Annotated in this window: 20 protein-coding genes and 1 riboswitch; of the genes, 6 read left to right on the top strand and 14 right to left on the bottom strand. The window is 73.2% G+C overall.

Annotated features, from left to right (window positions below; translation table 11 throughout):
* Window positions 1-283: 283 nt before the first annotated feature.
* The gene (locus tag AB0637_RS16310; RefSeq protein WP_366173606.1) at window positions 284-1,687 is read right to left on the bottom strand and encodes an FAD-binding oxidoreductase; all 1,404 of its coding nucleotides are present in this window, start codon (window positions 1,685-1,687) and stop codon (window positions 284-286) included.
* A 71-nt stretch (window positions 1,688-1,758) separates the two neighbouring features.
* On the opposite strand from AB0637_RS16310, the gene deoC reads away from it, so the two are divergent.
* Both deoC and AB0637_RS16300 read left to right on the top strand, forming a co-directional pair.
* Window positions 1,759-2,421 carry a deoxyribose-phosphate aldolase gene (gene deoC / locus AB0637_RS16305; protein WP_366173523.1) on the top strand — a complete coding sequence of 221 codons (663 nt, stop codon included), beginning with the start codon at window positions 1,759-1,761 and terminating at the stop codon, window positions 2,419-2,421.
* A 55-nt stretch (window positions 2,422-2,476) separates the two neighbouring features.
* The gene (locus tag AB0637_RS16300) at window positions 2,477-3,256 is read left to right on the top strand and encodes an HAD-IIA family hydrolase (RefSeq protein ID WP_366173604.1); all 780 of its coding nucleotides are present in this window, start codon (window positions 2,477-2,479) and stop codon (window positions 3,254-3,256) included.
* A gap of 26 nt (window positions 3,257-3,282) precedes the next feature.
* On the opposite strand, the gene AB0637_RS16295 is transcribed toward AB0637_RS16300, so the two are convergent.
* Complete coding sequence (locus tag AB0637_RS16295) at window positions 3,283-3,600, bottom strand: tetratricopeptide repeat protein (RefSeq protein WP_366173522.1); 318 nt, start codon at window positions 3,598-3,600, stop codon at window positions 3,283-3,285.
* 50 nt (window positions 3,601-3,650) lie between these two features.
* Here AB0637_RS16295 and AB0637_RS16290 point away from each other — a divergent pair, with 50 nt between their 5' ends.
* Window positions 3,651-4,046, top strand: coding sequence for a DUF1801 domain-containing protein (locus AB0637_RS16290; RefSeq protein WP_366173521.1), 396 nt, complete (start codon window positions 3,651-3,653; stop codon window positions 4,044-4,046).
* Between the two features lie 3 nt (window positions 4,047-4,049).
* Here AB0637_RS16290 and AB0637_RS16285 read toward each other — a convergent pair whose 3' ends face one another.
* The 4 genes from AB0637_RS16285 to AB0637_RS16270 all read right to left on the bottom strand — a co-directional run bounded on the left by AB0637_RS16285 (window position 4,050) and on the right by AB0637_RS16270 (window position 7,186).
* Window positions 4,050-4,406 (bottom strand): metallopeptidase family protein, encoded by a 357-nt coding sequence (locus AB0637_RS16285; protein WP_366173520.1) that lies wholly within the window; start codon window positions 4,404-4,406, stop codon window positions 4,050-4,052.
* Between the two features lie 3 nt (window positions 4,407-4,409).
* Entirely contained in the window at window positions 4,410-4,682 is a 273-nt protein-coding gene (locus AB0637_RS16280; RefSeq protein ID WP_366173519.1) for a hypothetical protein, read from the bottom strand.
* Between the two features lie 144 nt (window positions 4,683-4,826).
* On the bottom strand, window positions 4,827-5,015 hold the full coding sequence (locus AB0637_RS16275) for a CstA-like transporter-associated (seleno)protein (RefSeq protein WP_366173518.1): 189 nt from the start codon (window positions 5,013-5,015) through the stop codon (window positions 4,827-4,829).
* Complete coding sequence (locus tag AB0637_RS16270) at window positions 5,012-7,186, bottom strand: carbon starvation CstA family protein (protein WP_366173602.1); 2,175 nt, start codon at window positions 7,184-7,186, stop codon at window positions 5,012-5,014. The genes AB0637_RS16275 and AB0637_RS16270 overlap by 4 nt, the downstream gene beginning before the upstream one ends.
* A gap of 121 nt (window positions 7,187-7,307) precedes the next feature.
* Between AB0637_RS16270 and AB0637_RS16265 the strand changes: the two genes are divergently transcribed.
* The 3 genes from AB0637_RS16265 (at window position 7,308) to AB0637_RS16255 (ending at window position 11,499) form a co-directional block, all read left to right on the top strand.
* Entirely contained in the window at window positions 7,308-9,599 is a 2,292-nt protein-coding gene (locus AB0637_RS16265) for an SDR family oxidoreductase (RefSeq protein WP_366173517.1), read from the top strand.
* 155 nt (window positions 9,600-9,754) lie between these two features.
* Window positions 9,755-10,477: a lysophospholipid acyltransferase family protein gene (locus AB0637_RS16260; protein ID WP_366173516.1), complete on the top strand. Its 723-nt coding sequence runs from the start codon at window positions 9,755-9,757 to the stop codon at window positions 10,475-10,477.
* A gap of 178 nt (window positions 10,478-10,655) precedes the next feature.
* Window positions 10,656-10,828, top strand: a riboswitch (cyclic di-AMP (ydaO/yuaA leader).
* A complete protein-coding gene (locus AB0637_RS16255; protein WP_366173515.1) occupies window positions 10,825-11,499 on the top strand; it encodes a transglycosylase family protein in 675 nt (224 codons plus the stop codon). (Overlaps the previous riboswitch by 4 nt.)
* A 225-nt stretch (window positions 11,500-11,724) precedes the next feature.
* Here AB0637_RS16255 and AB0637_RS16250 read toward each other — a convergent pair whose 3' ends face one another.
* Genes AB0637_RS16250 through AB0637_RS16215 form a run of 8 tightly spaced genes read right to left on the bottom strand, consistent with a single transcriptional unit; the run spans window position 11,725 to window position 18,048 of the window.
* Window positions 11,725-12,351, bottom strand: coding sequence for a TrmH family RNA methyltransferase (locus AB0637_RS16250; RefSeq protein ID WP_366173513.1), 627 nt, complete (start codon window positions 12,349-12,351; stop codon window positions 11,725-11,727).
* Between the two features lie 19 nt (window positions 12,352-12,370).
* The gene (locus AB0637_RS16245; RefSeq protein WP_366173512.1) at window positions 12,371-13,549 is read right to left on the bottom strand and encodes an ABC transporter permease; all 1,179 of its coding nucleotides are present in this window, start codon (window positions 13,547-13,549) and stop codon (window positions 12,371-12,373) included.
* A complete protein-coding gene (locus tag AB0637_RS16240; RefSeq protein ID WP_366173510.1) occupies window positions 13,546-14,433 on the bottom strand; it encodes an ATP-binding cassette domain-containing protein in 888 nt (295 codons plus the stop codon). Before AB0637_RS16240 ends, AB0637_RS16245 begins: the two co-directional genes overlap by 4 nt.
* 48 nt (window positions 14,434-14,481) lie before the next feature.
* Entirely contained in the window at window positions 14,482-15,603 is a 1,122-nt protein-coding gene (locus AB0637_RS16235; protein ID WP_366173509.1) for an ATP-binding cassette domain-containing protein, read from the bottom strand.
* A complete protein-coding gene (locus AB0637_RS16230; RefSeq protein WP_366173508.1) occupies window positions 15,600-16,403 on the bottom strand; it encodes an ABC transporter permease in 804 nt (267 codons plus the stop codon). The genes AB0637_RS16235 and AB0637_RS16230 overlap by 4 nt, the downstream gene beginning before the upstream one ends.
* A complete protein-coding gene (gene modA / locus AB0637_RS16225) occupies window positions 16,400-17,197 on the bottom strand; it encodes a molybdate ABC transporter substrate-binding protein (protein WP_366173507.1) in 798 nt (265 codons plus the stop codon). Before modA ends, AB0637_RS16230 begins: the two co-directional genes overlap by 4 nt.
* Window positions 17,194-17,601, bottom strand: coding sequence for a TOBE domain-containing protein (locus AB0637_RS16220; RefSeq protein ID WP_366173506.1), 408 nt, complete (start codon window positions 17,599-17,601; stop codon window positions 17,194-17,196). Before AB0637_RS16220 ends, modA begins: the two co-directional genes overlap by 4 nt.
* A 9-nt stretch (window positions 17,602-17,610) precedes the next feature.
* Window positions 17,611-18,048, bottom strand: a complete 438-nt coding sequence (locus tag AB0637_RS16215) for an ankyrin repeat domain-containing protein (protein WP_366173505.1) — start codon at window positions 18,046-18,048, stop codon at window positions 17,611-17,613.
* Window positions 18,049-18,272 lie beyond the last annotated feature (224 nt).

The raw sequence follows: 18,272 nt of genomic DNA, 5'->3' as shown, positions 1-18,272 counted from the left end.
AGGACGCCTCTCCCCAGTCTCGGACGGCGCACGACCGACCTTGAACGCCGGCGCGGGATCACGCCGACCGCACCTGGTGGCGCAGCGGACGTCCGGTCGAGCGCGGACGAGAGGGCCGTGGCGGGGTCGCTGCCGACGAGGCGCCGAGGACGGCGACGCCGGACGGTGGGCTCTGCGCCACCACCGACCACCACCTCCCGCTCGCGTGCCCGTGCTCGCAGCAACGATCGGCACGCCGGGCGGGCGGCTCAACCCGCCGGCGACGGGACCACCCGTCCGGCGGTCAGCCCGAGACGAGCTGCAGGCGCCGGGCCTGGTCGGAGGCGAACTTCCGCTCGGGGTCGACCGCGTCGCGCACCTTCCGCCAGGCCGGCAGCTCGGGGTACATGCGGGCGAAGCGGTCGGCCGTGGTGCGGGAGTCCTTGGCCAGGTACAGGCGACCGCCGGCGTCGAGCACCATCTCGTCGAGGAGGTCGCAGAGCTGGTCCAGGCCCTTCTTCACGGGCAGGTCGACCGCGAGCGTCCAGCCGCGCTGGGGGAAGGACAACGGCGCGTCGTTGCCGTCACCGAACCGCTTGAGCACGTTGAGCGCCGAGATGTGCCCGGAGTCGACGATGGCCTCCATGCTCGAGCGGAGGAGGTCGGTCCGGTCGAAGGGCACGACGAACTGGTACTGCAGGAAACCTCGCGGCCCGTAGGCCCGGTTCCAGTCCGCGAACAGGTCCAGCAGGTGGTAGAACTGCGTGATGTTCTGCACCACACCGGCTTTGGTCTTGGACTTGCGGTAGTAGACCTCGTTCAGGGCCCGCGCCGTGAGGGTGTTGAGCATTCCGGGCGGGAACACGTCGGGGAAGCGCGCGAGCTGCGGGGCGTCGAACTTCAACGGGTCCTTGCGCAGCTCCGGCGGCAGGTCGGACAGCTTGGCCGACGACCCGCGCAGCAGGAACCCGCGGCCCATGTGCTGGCCCTTGGTCACCGAGTCGAACCACGTCTTGGAGTACGTGTAGTTCTCGTCGTTCTGCTGCAGCCGCTCGAGCATGTCCTCGAAGTCGGTGGCCTGCTCGACGTCGGCGATGAAGTAGGACGTCTCGACCCGGTCCAGGCGGATCTTCGCCCGCAGGACGATGCCCGTCAGGCCCATCCCCGCGGTGGTGGCCAGGAACAGCTCGCGCTCAGGGCCGTCGGGCGTCAGGGTGCGGATCTGGCCGTCGGCCGTCAGCAGGTCCATCGAGAGCACGTGCCGCGTGAAGGTGCCCTGCGTGTGGTGGTTGCCGCCGTGGATGTCGGCGCCGATCGCCCCGCCGACCGTGACCTGGCGCGTGCCGGGCAGGACCGGCACCCAGAGCCCGTGCGGGACGACCGCGCGCAGCAGCTTGTCGAGGGAGCAGCCCGCGTCCACGTCGGCCACGGCTGCGTCGACGTCGATGTCGTGGATGCGGTCCAGCGCGGTCATGTCGACGACGAGACCGCCGGCGTTCTGCGCCGGGTCGCCGTAGGAGCGGCCGAGCCCGCGCGCGATGACACCGCGCGGCCCGGCGGTGCGGACCGCTTCGGCGATGACGTCGAGGTCGGCGGTGTGCAGCACCGTCGCCGTCGTCGGGGCGGTGCGCCCCCAGCCGGTGAGGCGCTCGGTCCGGCGCTCGGCACCACCGGCGGACGGCGAGGCGGAACGGGACGCGGACTTCAGACCGGGGATGCTCACCACGGGGGCGAGCCTAACCGTCGGGCCCGACACGGCCCGGGTGGCAGACTCGCCGCGTGAGCCCACGCACCCGTTCCGACGTCGCCCGTCTCGTCGACCACACGCTCCTGAAGCCGGAGGCGACCCCCGCGGACGCCGCGGCGCTCGTCGCCGACGCCCGCGAGCTCGGCGTCCTCGCCGTGTGCGTCTCCCCCACGATGCTGCCCCTGGCCGACACCGGTGACCTCGTCGTGGCGACCGTGTGCGGGTTCCCGTCGGGCAAGCACACGAGCGCGGTGAAGGCCGCCGAGGCGGCGGCCGCCGTGCAGGCCGGGGCGGACGAGGTCGACATGGTCATCGACGTCGGCGCGGCCCTGGCCGGGGACTTCGACGCCGTCCGCGACGACATCGCCGCCGTCCGCACGGCGGCCCCGGCGCCGACGGTGCTCAAGGTCATCCTGGAGTCCGCGGCCCTGCCGGACGACGTCCTCACGGCGGTGTGCCGGGCCGCGGAGGCGGCCGGCGCCGACTTCGTCAAGACGTCGACGGGCTTCCACCCCGCGGGCGGCGCGACGGTCCACGCCGTCGAGGTCATGCACGCCGCCGTCGGCGGTCGGCTGGGCATCAAGGCCAGCGGCGGGATCCGCTCGACCGAGCTCGCCCTCGCCCTGCTGGACGCGGGGGCCACCCGGCTGGGACTGTCGGGTTCGGCGGCGGTCCTGGCGGGACTGGCGGACTGACCTGACCGATCGGAACCGCGACGGGATCGAGGGTGGACGGGTGGAGGGCAACGAGATGAGCGACGCCAACGGCATCGAGTGCTGGCTGACCGACATGGACGGCGTCCTCGTGCACGAGGAGCACGCCCTCCCCGGGGCGGCCGAGTTCCTGCAGCGGCTGGCCGACGCCAGCCGCCGGTTCCTGGTCCTGACGAACAACTCGATCTTCACCCCGCGCGACCTCGCGGCCCGGTTGTCGCGCAGCGGCATCGAGGTCCCGGAGGAGAACATCTGGACGTCGGCGCTGGCGACGGCCGACTTCCTCGCGCGGCAGATGCCGGGCGGTTCGGCGTACGTCATCGGCGAGTCCGGACTCACCACCGCCCTCTACGAGGCGGGCTACACGACGACGGACACCGACCCCGACTACGTCGTCCTCGGCGAGACGCGCACCTACTCGTTCGAGGCCATCACCAAGGCGATCCGCCTCGTCGAGAAGGGCGCCCGGTTCATCGCCACGAACCCCGACGCCACCGGCCCCTCCAAGGAGGGGTCGCTGCCGGCGACGGGATCCGTGGCGGCGCTCATCACGCGGGCCACGGGCGCCGAACCGTACTTCGTCGGCAAACCCAACCCGATGATGTTCCGCTCGGCGATGAACCGGATCGAGGCGCACTCGGAGACCACCGCCATGATCGGCGACCGGATGGACACCGACGTCGTCGCGGGCATCGAGGCCGGGTTGCGCACGTTCCTCGTCCTCACCGGCTCGACCAAGCGCGAGCAGGTCCGCCGGTTCCCGTTCCAGCCCCACCAGGTCGTCGACGGCATCGGCGACCTGGTCGACCTGATCTGAGGACGTCTGCCTGGTCCGGGGAGGCCTCAGACCTCCGCGCCGAGGACGTGCGCCATCACGCGGTGGCCACGGGCCTCGTCGTGCCGGCTCTGCCGTTCCAGGGCGCGCGACAGCAGCAGGTGGGCGAACGCGTCGGACGGGCTGCGGCGCACCAGGTCCCGCGCCTGCTCCTCGGCCTTGCCGAGCATGGCGGCACCGAAGTAGCTGCGGGCGAGCAGTTCGCGCAGCGACCGGTCGTCGGGGTGGCGGCGGACCAGGGGTTCCAGCGACCGGACGGCGTCGGTGAACCGGCGCTCGTCGAAGGCGTCGCGGGCCATCTCGAAGCTCAGCAGGTCGATGTTCACGCGTTCCACAACCCCGGCGCCGGGCCCCTGATTCCGGGTAGCCTCGCGGCGTGGCCGACGCCGACCTGACCCCCTCCCAGCTCGTCGACGAACTGGTGGCGAAGCACCCCGACTGGCGCGGGGAGGTGCTGGCCGCCTGCCGTCGGACGGTCCTGGCCGTCGACCCGGAGATCGTCGAGGAGTGGAAGTACATGGGGGCGCCCGTGTGGTCCCGGCACGGGACGTTCCTCGTCGGCGGGGTGTTCAAGAGCAAGGTCAAGATGGGGTTCCTCTGGGGGGCCTCGCTGGCGGACCCGAAGGGGTTGTTCAACGGCGAGCTCGGCGGGAACCAGCGACGCTCGGTCGAGTTCGCCGAGGGCGACGTCCTGGACGAGGACGGGTTCGCCGACCTGGTGCGTGCCGCGATCGCGCACAACGCGGCGAAGGCGAGCGCCCGGAAGAAGTAGCCCTCAGGCCCAGCCCAGCTCGTGCAGCCGGGCGTCGTCGATCCCGAAGTGGTGGGCGATCTCGTGCACGACGGTGATCCCGACCTCGGCGACCACCTCGTCGCGGTCCCGGGCCACCGCCAGCGTGGGGCGGCGGAAGATCGTGATGCGGTCGGGCAGGGCCCCCGCGGCCCACCAGCCGTCGCGTTCGGTCAGCGGGGTGCCCTCGTAGAGGCCGAGCAGGTCCGGCTCGAAGCCCTCCGGCGGGTCGTCCTCGACGAGGACGACGACGTTGTCCATGGCCCGCGCCAGCTCGGGCGGGATGCGGTCGAGCGCGTCCGCGACGGCCTCCTCGAACTCCGCGCGGGACAGCTCGACCACGCGTCAGCTGCCGACGAGGGCGCGCCGGCTGTCGAGCTCGCGCACGGGGACGCGCCCCAGCCGCAGGCGCTCGACGAGGACCGCGTCCACGCCGAGCACGGCGTCAGCGAGCGCCGCGTCGGCGTGCAGGTGGACGAGGGCGATGTCCCGGGCCAGGGCGGGCGTCTCGGCGCGCACGACGACGGCGTGCACGAGACCGGACGGCAGGCCCGGAGCCGCGCCCGCGGCGAAGCGGCGGTGGGCCACGACGGTCACCCGGAACCGGGATTGCCTCACGGAACGTCGCACGGTGCTCACACCCCGATCCTGGCGGGCGGTCTTCCAGCTGTCGAGCACGGCGTCTCAGCTGCCTCTCAGGTCGGGATCAGCGGGGTCCTCACCGACTCAACGCACGAGCACGTCCTCCGGTTCACCGGACCCTCAGCAGCACCGGCCGCCGGGCACGGCGGCCTTGGCGTCGGCCCGCCGCCGCTCGAACTCCGCGCGGGACCCCGGGGGGTGTCCGTGCTCCGCGCACCGGCGCACGTGGGCCTCCCACCGGTCCTCCCCGTCGACCTGCCGCCGGGCCCAGCGCAGCCCGGCCCGCACCCGGGGCAGCACGCCCGTCACCGGTCCGCGCCGATCTCGGCGCGCAGGGCGTCGAGCTCCCGCCGCTCCCGGGCGGTCACCACGATCCCGGCCGGTTCGACCAGGGTGGACGGCACGGCCGGCTCCTCCGTCGTCGGCAGCTGCCCGGCGCGCAGGGCACGGGCGACGACGACGGCCGCGTTGAGGGCCACGACGACGACGAGCAGGGCGAAGACCGACTGCAGGACCCCGTTGACGGTCGAGTTGGTCACGACCTGCTGCATCTGCGCGGCGTCCTTGGCCGGGGCGATCACCTCCCCCGCGGCGAGGGCGTCGGCGTACTTGGCGCGCTGGGCGAAGTAGCCGATCGCCGGGTTGTCGGAGAAGACCTTCTGGTAGCTCGCGGTCATCGTCGTGACGAGGTCCCAGACGAGCGGGACCGCGGTGACCCACGCGTAGCGGACGCGGCCGTGCTTGACGAGCAGCGTCGTCACGAGCGTCAGCGCGATGGCGGCGAGGAGCTGGTTGGCGATCCCGAAGAGCGGGAACAGCTGGTTGATGCCGCCCAGGGGGTCGGTGACGCCGGTGTAGAGGAAGTAGCCCCAGGCGCCCACGACGACGGCGCTGGCCATGACGTTGCCGGGCCGCCAGGACAGGTCGCCGAACTTCTTCCAGACGTTGCCGAGGGTGTCCTGCAGCATGAACCGGCCCACGCGGGTCCCGGCGTCGACGGCCGTGAGGATGAACAAGGCCTCGAACATGATCGCGAAGTGGTACCAGAACGCCTGGAGCCCACCGCCGAACGCCTCGTGGAAGACCTGCGAGATGCCGAGGGCGAGCGCCGGCGCACCCCCCGTGCGGGAGACGACGCTCTCCTCACCGACGGCCTGGGCGGCGGCGGACAGCGTCTCCGGCGACGTCGTGAACCCGAGGCCGGAGACGAACCGTGCCGCCGTCTCGACGGTGCCGCCCGTCGCGCCGGCCGGGGAGTTCACCGCGTAGTAGAGGCCCTGGTCGATGACCGAGGCGGCGATGAGGGCGCTGATGGCGACGAAGCTCTCCATGAGCATCCCGCCGTACCCGATGAGCCGGACCTGCCGCTCCTTGGCGACCATCTTCGGCGTCGTGCCGGAGGAGATGAGCGCGTGGAAGCCCGACAGCGCCCCGCAGGCGATGGTGATGAAGACGAACGGGAAGAGCGAACCGGCGAACACCGGTCCGTTCCCCTCGCGGGCGAAGGACGTGACGGCATCGTTGGCCAGGACGGGGCGGGCGACGACGAGGCTGACGGCCAGGAGCGCGATGACCCCGACCTTCATGAAGGTGGACAGGTAGTCGCGCGGGGTCAGCAGCAGCCAGACGGGCAGGACGGAGGCGACGAACCCGTACCCGACGAGGGCCACGACGAGCGTCTCGGGCGTCAGGGTCAGCGACTGCGCCAGCCCCCACGTCTCGACGTAGCCACCGCCGACGATGGCCAGCAGGAGCAGCACGACGCCGAGGCCCGTGGCCTCGAGGACCCGACCCGGTCGCAGGAACCGCAGGTAGACGCCCATGAAGAGGGCGATCGGGATGGTGAGGGCGATGGAGAAGACGCCCCAGGGCGACTCGGCGAGCGCGTTGACGACGATGAGCGCCAGCACGGCCAGGATGATGATCATGATGGCGAAGACCGCGACGAGCGCAGCGATGCCGCCGACGAGGCCGATCTCCTCGCGGACCATCTGCCCCAGGCTCTTGCCGCCGCGGCGCATCGAGAAGAACAGCACCGTCAGGTCCTGGACGGCCCCGGCGAAGATGACGCCGACGACGATCCAGACCGTGCCGGGCAGGTAGCCCATCTGCGCGGCCAGCACGGGTCCGACCAGGGGCCCGGCGCCGGCGATGGCGGCGAAGTGGTGGCCGAACAGGACGCGACGGTCGGTGACCTCGAAGTCGACGCCGTTCTCGTACCGCTCCGCGGGCGTCGCGCGCCGGTCGTCGGCGCCCAGCACGCGGTAGGTGATGAACCGCGAGTAGAAGCGGTAGGCGATGGCGTAGGACGCGAGGGCCGCGAAGAGGACCCACAGGGCGTTGACGGACTCCCCGCGGGCCAGCGCCAGCACCGTCCAGCAGGTGGCGCCGACGACGGCGACGGCCGTCCAGACGACGACGGAACGGGCCGAGGGACGCCTGCGCGTCACCTCGAGGGCATCGGACTGCAACCGGCTCATCGCCGCCTCCTCGCGGTCGAGCGTCCTGTGGACCTGCTGAGCCTGGCACAGCCGTCGCGGCCGGGCGCGGACGCACGCCGGGCGCACGGAGGGGGGCCGCATCCGTGGCAGGATCCTCCGCGTGCGATTGGCTGAGCAGCTCGACGGCAAGCGGTTCCTCCTCACCGGAGTGACGGGCTTCATCGGTGAGGCGCTGCTGCAGCGCCTGCTCGTCGACCTGCCGACCACGACCGCCGTGGCGCTCGTGCGTCCCAAGCCCGGCCAGAGCGGTGAGGACCGGCTGCGGTCGGTGCTGCGCAAGCCGATCTTCCGCGCCGCGGGCGAGGCCGACGACCTGCTGAAGACGCGCGTCGAGGCGCTCGAGGGCGACCTGTCGAACGTTCCCGAACTGCCCTCCGACATCGACGTCGTCGTGCACTGCGCCGGCGACGTCTCGTTCGACCCGCTCATCCAGGACGCCTTCACCACGAACGTCACGGGCACCCGCGCCCTCGTCGAACGCACGCTCGAAGCCGGCGAGCGGGGCGGCCGCGCCGTCCACTACGTCCACGTCTCGACCGCCTACGTCGGCGGCCGGCGGCGCGGGACCGTGCCCGAGCGGGCCGTGGAGCACCAGGTCGACTGGCGCACCGAGACCGAGGCCGGCCTGCGGCTGGCCGCGCGCATCGAGGAGGACTCCCGCCTCGAGGGCCGGCTCAAGGGGTTCCTGCGCGCCGCCGAACGCGACCACGGTCGCGCAGGCCCGCTGAGCGTGGCCGCCGGCGCCGAGGAACGCCGCGTCGCGTGGGTCACCGCGCAGCAGAAGGCGGCCGGCAAGGAGCGCGCCCGGACGCTGGGCTGGACCGACTGCTACACGTTCACCAAGGCCATGGGTGAGCGGCTCGTCGAGGAGCTCGCAGCACCCGTGGTCCCCACGACGATCCTTCGCCCGAGCATCGTCGAGTCCGCGGTCAAGCACCCGCACCCGGGGTGGATCGAAGGCTTCAAGATGGCCGAGCCGATCATCCTGGCCTACGGCCGCGGGGAACTCACCGAGTTCCCGGCCGCCCCCGACTCCGTCATCGACGTCGTGCCGATCGACCACGTCGTCAACGCGATCGTCGTGGCCGCCGCGACGCCGCCGCCGCTGTCGCAGCCGGCGTACTACCACGTGAGCTCGGGCAGCCGGAACCCGCTGACGTTCCGGGACGTGTACGAGTTCATCCGCGAGTACTTCACGCAGCACCCCTTCGACTCCTCCCCCGCCGTCATGCCGACGTGGGACTTCCCGGGCGGCCGCGCCGTCGAGCGCAAGGTGCGCACCGGCGAGCTGCTGACGAGCGCGGGCAACCGCCTGCTGGCCCTGGCCCCGCGCTCGGCCAAGGTGCGCGAGGTCTCGCGCACGCTCGACAAGGCCCAGAGCCAGGTCGAGTTCGCCCGCCGGTACATGGACCTGTACAAGGCGTACACCGAGGCCGAACTGCGCTTCGTCGACGACCGGACCCTCGCCCTGCACCGGTCCCTGGACCCGGCCGACGTCGAGATGTGGGGCTTCGACACCTCCGAGGTCGACTGGGACCACTACTGGCTCGAGTCGCACTGCCCCAGCGTCACCGCGCAGATGCGCAAGTACGACGAGATCCGCCGTCGCCGCACGCAGGCCGCCGCGAGCGGGCCCCGCGAGCTGCGCCCCGTCACCGAGGGGGCCGCGCCGGTCCTGGCCGTCTTCGACCTCGCCGGGACGCTGCTGCCGGGCACGGTCGTCGACACCTACCTGACTCTGCGGCTGTCCTCCCTGGACGCCCGGGCCCGGATCGCCGAATTCGGCCGGATCATGCGGCACCTGCCGGGCTGGATCGCGGCGGAGCGCCGTGACCGCGGCAGCTTCCTGCGCTCGCTGTTCCGCGGGTACGCCGGTGTGGACCTCGACGCCCTCGAGGCGTACGTCGACGACGTCTTCGCCCCCTCGTTCCTGCAGCAGGTGTCCTCCGACGCCCTGCGGCGCATCCAGGCGCACCGCGACGCCGGCCACCGCACGATCCTCATGACGGGCGACGTCCGCCAGGTCACCCGCCCGCTCGCAGGCCTCTTCGACGAGGTCGTCTGCACCGAGCTCGACGAGGTCGTCCAGGACGGCCGCCGGGTCGCCAGCGGCTTCCTCACCTCCCCGCCGCTCGTCGGCGAGGCGCGGGCGGCCTGGGTGCGCCGGTACGCCGAGGTCGAGGGCGCCAACCTGGCCGCCAGCTACGCCTACGCCGACTCCCACGTCGACATCCCGCTGCTGAAGACCGTCGGCAACCCGAGCGCGGTCTCCCCCGACGTCCCGCTGTTCCGGGTGGCACGCGCCTCCCGCTGGCCGGTGGCCGACTGGGCGGCGTCTTCGCCGACGCGTCGGCTCCGGGTCCCGCAGCAGGTGCTCGCGGGCACGGACTGAGCGTCGAGGACTGACGGGCACGGGGTGGTGGACCGGCCCCCCGGCGGGGGGCGTGGCAGGATGCGGCCTGTGAACTCCACACCGCCAGTGACCGCCGGTGTGTCGAGGACCGAAGGATGGCGAGGCTGATGGGTATCCCGCGACCGACCAGGATCGTGCGCGCACTGCCGTTGCTGCGCAGGCACTCCGCCGGCCCGTCCGAACCGGCCGAGGGCGGCCGGTCCGTCCACCGCAACGACTGGGTGCGCTCGGGGCCCGCGACCGCGGTCCGCGCCACCCTGCAGCGGGGCCTCATGACGCCGCTCATGAAGTCGCAGGTCCGCCTCCACGTGCACAACGTCGAGACGCTCGACCGGCTGGGGACGGCCGCCGTGCTCGTGGCGAACCACTCCTCCCACCTCGACGCCCCCGTCATCCTGGAGGCGCTGGGAGCCCGCCGTCGCCGCCGCGTGGCCATCGCGGCCGCGGCCGACTACTTCTTCGACGTCTGGTGGCGCGCGGCCCCCTCGGGCCTCGTCATCGGCACGTACCCGCTCGAACGGCGGGGTGGTCGCGGCCCCAACCCGTCCTCGCAGCTCCTCGCCGACGGCTGGAGCCTGGTGATCTTCGCCGAGGGCGGGCGCAGCTACACGGGTGAGATGCGGCCCTTCAAGAAGGGTGCCGCCTACCTCGCGCTCGACGCGGGGGTCCCCGTCGTCCCGATCGCCCTGCGCGGCACCTTCGACGCCATGCCGCCGAAGAAGAACTGGCCCGTCAAGGGCCGTCCGCCGATCCACGTGACCTTCGGCGAGCCCCTGCACGGACGCGAGGGCGAGAAGGCCGGCGAGTTCACGACGCGCATCGAGGAAGCCGTCGCGAAGCTGCTCGCGAACAGCTGACGCCGCCCCCGCGGGGTCGCACCGCGTGATCTGCGTCACGCGAGGGCCCCGTGGGCCGCTCACCTGCGAGGACGCAGGTCACGGCGAGGTCGCGGGACGGTGTACGTCGGACCGCTGACTTGTTACCGTCGGGTCGTTCCCGGGGAACCCCGGGGACACGGCCGCGGAACGCCGAGTCCTGCCCACCGCGCCGGAAGCAGAGCCCGTGGGCAGGAGCGGGGGACCCACACGTTCCTCGGACGACCGCCCACGGCGGAAGTCCTCGGGGTGAAGTCGCGCCCGCGCGGCCGGGTCAAACCACCTTCGACCCGAACCCGACAGCTGACCTCGTAGGCGTTGGAGGTCACATGTCTGCGATCCGTCGCGCCCCCGCGCGCCACCGTGCGCCCAGCAACTCCAAGGCCCTCCGTCGCGGCCTGCTCGCGACCGCAGCCGCCGGTGCCGCCGGCGCCGCGCTGCTCGGCCCGGTCTCCAGCGCCTCCGCCGCCCCCGTGCAGGAGTGGGACCGCCTCGCGCAGTGCGAGTCCACCGGCAACTGGCACATCAACACCGGGAACGGCTACTACGGCGGCGTGCAGTTCAGCGCCCGCACCTGGACCGGCTTCGGTGGTGGGCAGTTCGCCCCCCGCGCCGACCTCGCCTCCCGCGAGCAGCAGATCGTCGTCGCCGAACGCGTGCTGGCCAAGCAGGGCTGGCGCGCCTGGCCGTCCTGCTCCCGCAAGCTCGGTCTGAGCGGTGCGGCCGACCCGGTCGGCATGGAGGCGGCGCTGCTGCACCCGGCGCCCGCCCCCGCGCCTGCCCCCGCGCCGGCTCCGGCGCCCGCCCCGGCGCCCGCGCCGGTCGTCGAGGCCGCTCCCGCCGGCCTGCGCACCCACGTCGTCGCCCCCGGCGAGACGCTGTACCGGATCGCCGTGAACAACGGCGTCCCCGGCGGCTACGTGGCCGTGTGGAACGCCAACCGCGCCGCCATCGGCGACAACCCCGCGCACATCCGCGTCGGCCAGGTCCTCGTCCTGCCCTGATGCACCCCCGGGCCTGACGGCCCGCAGACGTGACCCGCCCCGGGCCCGGCCCCCCGCCGGACCCGGGGCGTTCGTCGTCCCGGGCCCCCGTCCCCCGCGCGGAAAACACACCCTCCGCCCTCCCGAGCCCTCTCCGGGGGCGGAGGGAGTGTTTTCCGCCCCTGACCGGGGCTGGCGAGGGCGGAAAGAGTGTTTTCCGCGCGGGGGTCGAGGGCTCGGAGGGGGTCAGGGGCGCTGATCGAAGACGTGGCGGCGCACCCAGGCGTGCATCGCGACGGCGGCGGCGGCGCCCACGTTGATGGACCGGGTCGAGCCGAACTGCGCGATGGCCAGCACGTCGACGCAGTGGGCGACGGCCTCGTCGGTGAGGCCGGGCCCCTCCTGCCCGAAGAGCAGGACGCACTCGCGGGGCAGGTCGTAGGTCTCCAGCGGCACCGACCCCTCGACGTTGTCGATGCCGACGACGGGCAGGCTCCGCTCCGCCGCCCACGCGACGAGCGCCGCGACGTCCTCGTGGTGGTGCACCGTCAGGTACCGGTCGGTGACCATCGCGCCGCGGCGGTTCCAGCGGCGGTGGCCCACGACGTGGGCGCCCGCAGCGTTGACGGCGTTGGCCGTCCGCACGACCGAGCCGATGTTGGCGTCGTGCTGCCAGTTCTCCACGGCGACGTGCAGGGGGTTCCGGCGGGTGTCGAGGTCGGCGACGATCGCGGCGTTCGACCAGTAGCGGTACTCGTCGACGACGTTGCGGCGGTCGCCCTCGGCGAGCAGCTCCGGGTCGAACCGCGGGTCGTCGGGCCACTGCCCCTCCCAGGGCCCGACGCCGACGACCCGCTGCTCGAACTCGCTCACCACCCGATCCTGCCAGGTGTCAGGCGGCCTTCCGCCACGCGGACTTCAGCCCGAGCGACCGTCCCGTCTGCAGGAGGCTGTTCTCGTACAGCCGGCGCGCGACGCTGACGAACAGCACCGCGGTGAGGGCGATGATCCCGAGCGAGACGAGCGGTTCCCACAACGCCACGTCGCCCTGCACGACCCGCTTGGGCATGACCATCGGCGAGGTCAGGGGGACGTAGCTGAACACGGTCTGCAGGGTTCCGGGGTCGTTGGTGAAGAACGTCGCGAAGAACGGCAGCATGACGAACATCTGCACGGGCGTGGCCGTGGACTGCAGGTCCTCGAGCCGGCTGGCCATGGCGCCCGCGGCGGCCCACAGGCACGACAGCATCGCGAACCCGAAGACGAAGAAGACGAGGAACCAGACCGCTGCCGTGGGGATCCCGGGGATCGAGGACAGCAGGTCCGGCTGGGCCACCGACAGCGCCCCCACCCCGGCGCCCACGAGCAGGAGCACCTGCCCGAACGCGAGCAACCCGTTCCCGGCGATCTTGCCGATGAGCAGCTGCCGCACCGGGACGGTGGTGACGAGCAGTTCGATGACGCGGGTCTGCTTCTCCTGCACGACGCTCTGCGCGATGGAGTAGCCGAAGATGATGACGATCTGGAAGAAGATGATCGCGAACGCCAGGCCGAGCAGGTAGACGGTGATCGGGTCGACCGCGTTCGGGGCGAGCAGCCGGGTCGCCGGTGGCGGCAACGACAGGACGCGTTGCACGTCGCTGCCGCTGACGCCGAGGCTCTCGAACCCGGCGACCGTCTGGGCCGCGCTGATCCGCCCGCTCAGGACGGAGGAGAGGGTGTCGGACACGCTGCGGTCCCCCACGATCGCGGCGCGCCCGTCAGCACCCACGAGGACGGCGGCGTCGACGTCACCCGCACGCACGGCGGCTTCGGCTGTGGCCGCGTCGGACTCCTCGCGCAGGTGGACGCGGGTGCCGGAGTCCTCGGTGGGCAGGGCCGTCGCGACGAGCGGCCGGGAGTCCGCCGTGACGGCGACGTCGTAGTCGTCGGTGCCGCCGGAGAACACTCCCGGCAGCACCGCGGCGGCGGCGACGATGAGGAACAGGAACAGCGTCGAGACGATGAACCCCTTGTCGCGCAGGCGCTCCGTCATCTCCCGTTGGGCGACGATCCTCCACTGGCCCCTCACCGGGACACCTCCTGGAAAAGTTCGGACAGACTGGGCAGCAGCGGCGCGAACGAGCGCACCGGCCCGCGGCGGACGGCCTCGGCGAGGACGCGCTGGTCGAGGTCGGGTGCCCCGGACAGTTCGAGGACGAGCCCGTGGCGACGGTGCTCGAGGACCCGCACCCCGGGGAGCTCCACCAACCAGCCCAGGTCGCCCTCGGCGACGAGTTCGTACCGCGACCCGGCCCGCCCGCGGCGCAGCTCCTCGGGTTCACCGGAGGCGACGACGCGCCCCGCGTGGAGGATCACCAGCTCGTCGCAGAGGCGGTCGACGAGCTCGAGCTGGTGGCTGGAGAACAGGACGCCGACCCCCGCGGCGGTCTTCTCGCGCAGCAGGTCGGCCATGGCGTCCACGGCGAGGGGGTCGAGCCCGGAGAACGGTTCGTCGAGGACGAGGAGTTCGGGGTCGTGGACGAGGGAGGCCGCGACCTGGACGCGCTGCTGGTTCCCCAGCGACAGCGACTCGAGCTTGTCCTTGGCCCGGTCCCCGAGGCCGAGGCGGTCGAGCAGGTCCTGCCCGCGCCGCGTCGCGACCCCGCGGTCGACGCCGTGCAGGCGGGCGAGGAACACGAGCTGTTCGAGGAGGCGGCCCTTGGGGTAGAGGCCGCGTTCCTCCGGCATGTAGCCGAAACGGCGGCGGACGGCGAGGTCCGGATCCTTCCCCCGGAACGTGACCGTGCCGGAGTCGGCGGCCAGGACGCCGAGGGCGATGCGCATGGTGGTGGTCTTGCCGGCGCCGTTCGCGCCGACGAATCCGACCATGCGCCCGTCGGGGACGCTGAGGCTGACGTCGTCGAGGGCGAGACGCTCCCCGAAGTGGCGGGTGATGTTGTCGAGGACGAGCACCCCCCTGAACCTAGGGGGCGGCTCAGAACGCCCGCGTCCACCGAACGTCTACCGAACCGGCACCCGTTCCCCGTCGGACGGCGGTCCGGCGGTGGGGTGCAACCGGACGGCGGTGGCCTTGACGGCGAGGTGCACGGTCACGCCCGGCGCGAGGTCCAGTTCCGCGGCCGCCGCGACGGTGACGTCGGCGAGCACGTCGTTCCCGGGCAGCCGGTCCAACCGCGCGCGGACGCGCACCACCTCCCCGCGCGGGCTGACGTCGACGACGGTCGCGACCCAGCTGTTGCGGGGGCTGCCACCGGGGTCGGTGACGTGCACGGCCACGGCCGAGGGGCTGAAGACCGCGACCCCCGGGCGTCCCGGTACGCGTTCCCCGTTCCCTTCGCCGTCCCCCGCCAACCCCGTGACCAGGCCCCCGTCGGGGGTGCGCAACCCGTCCGCCGTGAACGTCCCCGGCAGGAGGTCCAGACCGGCGAGCTGGGCCGCGAACCGGCTGCGCGGCGCGGTGAGGACCTGCTGCACCGGACCGTCCTCGACGACCCGGCCGCCCTCCACGACGACGGCCCGGTCGGCGAGGGCGAGGGCGTCGAGGGGTTCGTGGGTGACGAGGACCGCGGACCGGTCGCCGCGGCCGAGGACGCGGCGCAGGACCTGCCGCACCTCGGGGGCGGCGCCGACGTCCAGCGCGGCGAGCGGTTCGTCGAGCAGCAGCAGGCGGGGGTCGGCGGCCAGCGCGCGGGCGATCGCGACGCGCTGGGCCTGGCCGCCGGACAACTGCCGCGGCCGCCGGTCCGCGAACGCCGCCATGCCCACCTCGGCGAGGACGTCGAGGGCACGGGAACGCGCCTGCGCCCGGGAGGCACCCGCGCTGCGCGGCCCGAAGGCCACGTTCCCCACGACGTCGAGGTGGGGGAACAGCAGCGCGTCCTGCGCCAGCAGGCCGACACCGCGACGGTGCGGGGGCAGGAACGTGCCCGGTCCGGCGGCCAGGACCGTCCCGTCCAGGACGACCTGCCCGGACGTGGGCCGCAGCAAGCCGGCGAGCAGGGCCAGCAGCGTCGACTTCCCGGCCCCGTTCGGGCCGAGGACGGCGACGACCTCCCCCGTCGCGACGTCGAGGGTCACGTCGAGGTCCCGGGGCGCGAACCGCACGTCGACGTGGAGGCTCACAGGACGTTCCGCCGGCCGCGCACCGCGACGACGACGACCACCGCGACGACGACGAGCAGCAGCGACAGGGCCGCCGCGGCGTCGGGATCGGTCTCGCGCAGCAGGTAGACCTCCAACGGCAACGTCCGGGTGACCCCCTGCAGGCTCCCGGCGAAGGTGAGCGTCGCCCCGAACTCCCCCAGCGCCCGCGCGAAGGCGAGCACGGCCCCCGACACCAGACCCGGCGCGACGAGCGGCACGGTGATGCGGACCAGGACGCGCCCCGGCCGGGCGCCGAGCGTCGCGGCGACCGACTCGTAGCGGTCGCCCGCCGTCAGCAACGCCCCCTCGAGGCTGAGGACGAGGAAGGGCAGCGAGACGAAGGTCTGCGCGATGACGACGGCCGCCGTCGTGAACCCGACCTGGATCCCGACGAGCGACAGCGCCGGGCCGAGCAACCCGCTGCGTCCCAGCGTCCACAACAGCGCCATCCCGCCCACGACGGGGGGCAGGACGAGGGGCAGCAGAACGATCGACCGCAGCACCCGCGTCCCGGGCACGTTCCCGCGGGCCAGGACCAGCGCCATCGGGACGCCCAGCAGCACGCACAGGACGGTGCTCGCGGTCGCGGTCCGCAGACTGAGTTCCAGCGCCGCCAGGGAGGAGTCGGACGTGACGAGCGGGACGAACTGCGTCCACGGCACCCGGGAGAGGATCCCGAGCAGGGGCAGCACGAAGAGCAGCAACCCCACCGCGGCCGGGACGAGGACCCACCGGGGCAGCGCGCTCCCCTCCACCGCGCCGCCCCGCCGGACCGTCACGGCGCGCCGAACCCCGCGTCCTGCAGCACCTTCCGACCCTGCTCGCCGGCGACGAACGTGACGAACTCCGAGGCCAGCGAGGCGTCGGAGGCGTCCTTCAAGGCTGCGACCGGGTAGGTGTTCACGGCGCGGGACGACTCGGGGAACGGCACACCCGTCACCGCGTTCCCGGCGCCGCGCACGTCCGTGACGTAGACGAGGCCGGCGTCGGCCTCGCCCGCGGTGACCTTGCCGAGGACGTCGGTGACGGAGTTCTCCTCGCTCACGGGCGCGAGCGTCACCCCGCTCGCCTTCTCCACCGTCTCCGTCGCCGCCCCGCACGGGACCTGCGCGGCGCACACGACGACCTTCACGCCGGGTTTGGCCAGGTCGGCGAAGCTCCCGATGCCCGCCGGGTTCCCGGGGGGTGTCGCGATCTCCAGGACGTTGGTCGCGAAGTCCACCGGGTCCCCCGCGGTGAGCGACTGCGCGGTGACCTTCGCCATGTTCTTCTCGTCCGCGGAGGCGAACACGTCGGCGGGGGCGCCCTGCCCGATCTGCGCCGCGAGGTCGGAGGAACCGGCGAAGGAGAACCGCACGTCGACCCCGGGGTGGGCGGCCTCGAACTCGGTCCCGATCGTCGTGAACGTCTTCTGCAGCGAGGCCGCCGCGAAGACGGTGAGGGTCCGCTCCGCCGGGGAACTGGCGGGGGGACTGCTCGTGGCGTCCGCGGCCGGCTGACCGCCTCCGCCGCAGGCCGTCAGCAGCGTCACCACGACGGCGAGACCGGTGGCGAGGCGCGTGCGGCCCCTCACGAGCGGCCGTCCGGGGTCTCGACGATGACGGTGGTGGCCTTGACGACGGCGGTCGCGCGACTGCCCGCTTCCAGGCCGAGTTCGGCGGCCGCCTCGGCGCTCATGAGCGAGACCACGCGGTGCGGTCCGCACTGCATCTCGACCTGGGCCATGACGCCGTCGGCGACGACGCGGGTCACGAGACCCGCGAACCGGTTGCGGGCGGACCGGGCCACCGACGTCGTGTCGGTCGCGGCGGCCGCGGCGTTCCCGACGGCGAACGCCGCCAGGGCCGCCCCGTCGACCACGGTCCGGCCGGTGGTGTCCTTGCTGCTGGGCAGCGCGCCGCTGTCGGTCCAGCGGCGGGCGGTGTCGTCGGAGACGCCGAGGAGGTCGGCGACGTCGCGGACGCGGTAGGCGGGCACACCGCCATGCTAGCCCGCAGCTGCGGCTCCATCCGGACCGGAAGCCCGCAACTGCGGATGCTTCGTCAGCAACTGCGTCATCTCCGGCAGGTCGAACACGTCGGCCACCGCGAGCCCGGACTGCCTGCCGAGGGTCGGGTCGGCGCCCGCGTCGAGGAGCAGCCCGACGATCTCGTGCGACTGCCGGAAGACCGCCGCCCCGAGCGCCGTCTGGCCCTTGTCGTTGACGCGGGCGTGGTCGGCCCCGCGCTCCAGCAGGGCCCGGACGGTGTCGGGGTGGCCGTGGTAGGCCGCCAGGACCAGCAGGGTGTCGCCCGCGGAGTTCGTGAGGTCCACCGGAACCCCGGCGTCGACCCGGGCGGCGAGGACGGCCGTCACCCCGTCGCGGGCCAGGTCGAAGGTCTCGTGCAGGAAACGCAGCTCGTCCTCGGTCAGCCCCTGGGTCACGGTCGGAGCGTACGAGCGGACGCGGGGGCTAGCGCGGTGACGACGGTCCGACGTACGGTTGCTGAACCGGTTCGGTTCGTGCTCGGACCGGGGACGAGGGCGTCCAGGTGGGCGTCCGTCACCTCTGGAAGGACGCGCTCCGCCCATGACCTCCCCCACCACCCCCGGACCCGTGCTGGACGTGTCGCAGATCTCGGTGCAGCTGTACACCGTGCGCGAGGCGT

Origin of the sequence: Kineococcus sp. NPDC059986 (genome assembly GCF_040702905.1) — a bacterium.
Taxonomy (GTDB): domain Bacteria; phylum Actinomycetota; class Actinomycetes; order Actinomycetales; family Kineococcaceae; genus Kineococcus.
The sequence above is the reverse complement of the archived record's forward strand: the minus strand, read 5'-3'. Positions and strand labels throughout refer to the sequence as shown.

Coding starts and splice junctions, on each gene's coding strand:
- AB0637_RS16300 (WP_366173604.1), top strand. CDS start 2,477: ATGAGCGACGCCAACGGCATCGAGTGCTGGCTGACCGACATGGACGGC.
- AB0637_RS16270 (WP_366173602.1), bottom strand. CDS start 7,186: ATGAGCCGGTTGCAGTCCGATGCCCTCGAGGTGACGCGCAGGCGTCCC.
- AB0637_RS16255 (WP_366173515.1), top strand. CDS start 10,825: ATGTCTGCGATCCGTCGCGCCCCCGCGCGCCACCGTGCGCCCAGCAAC.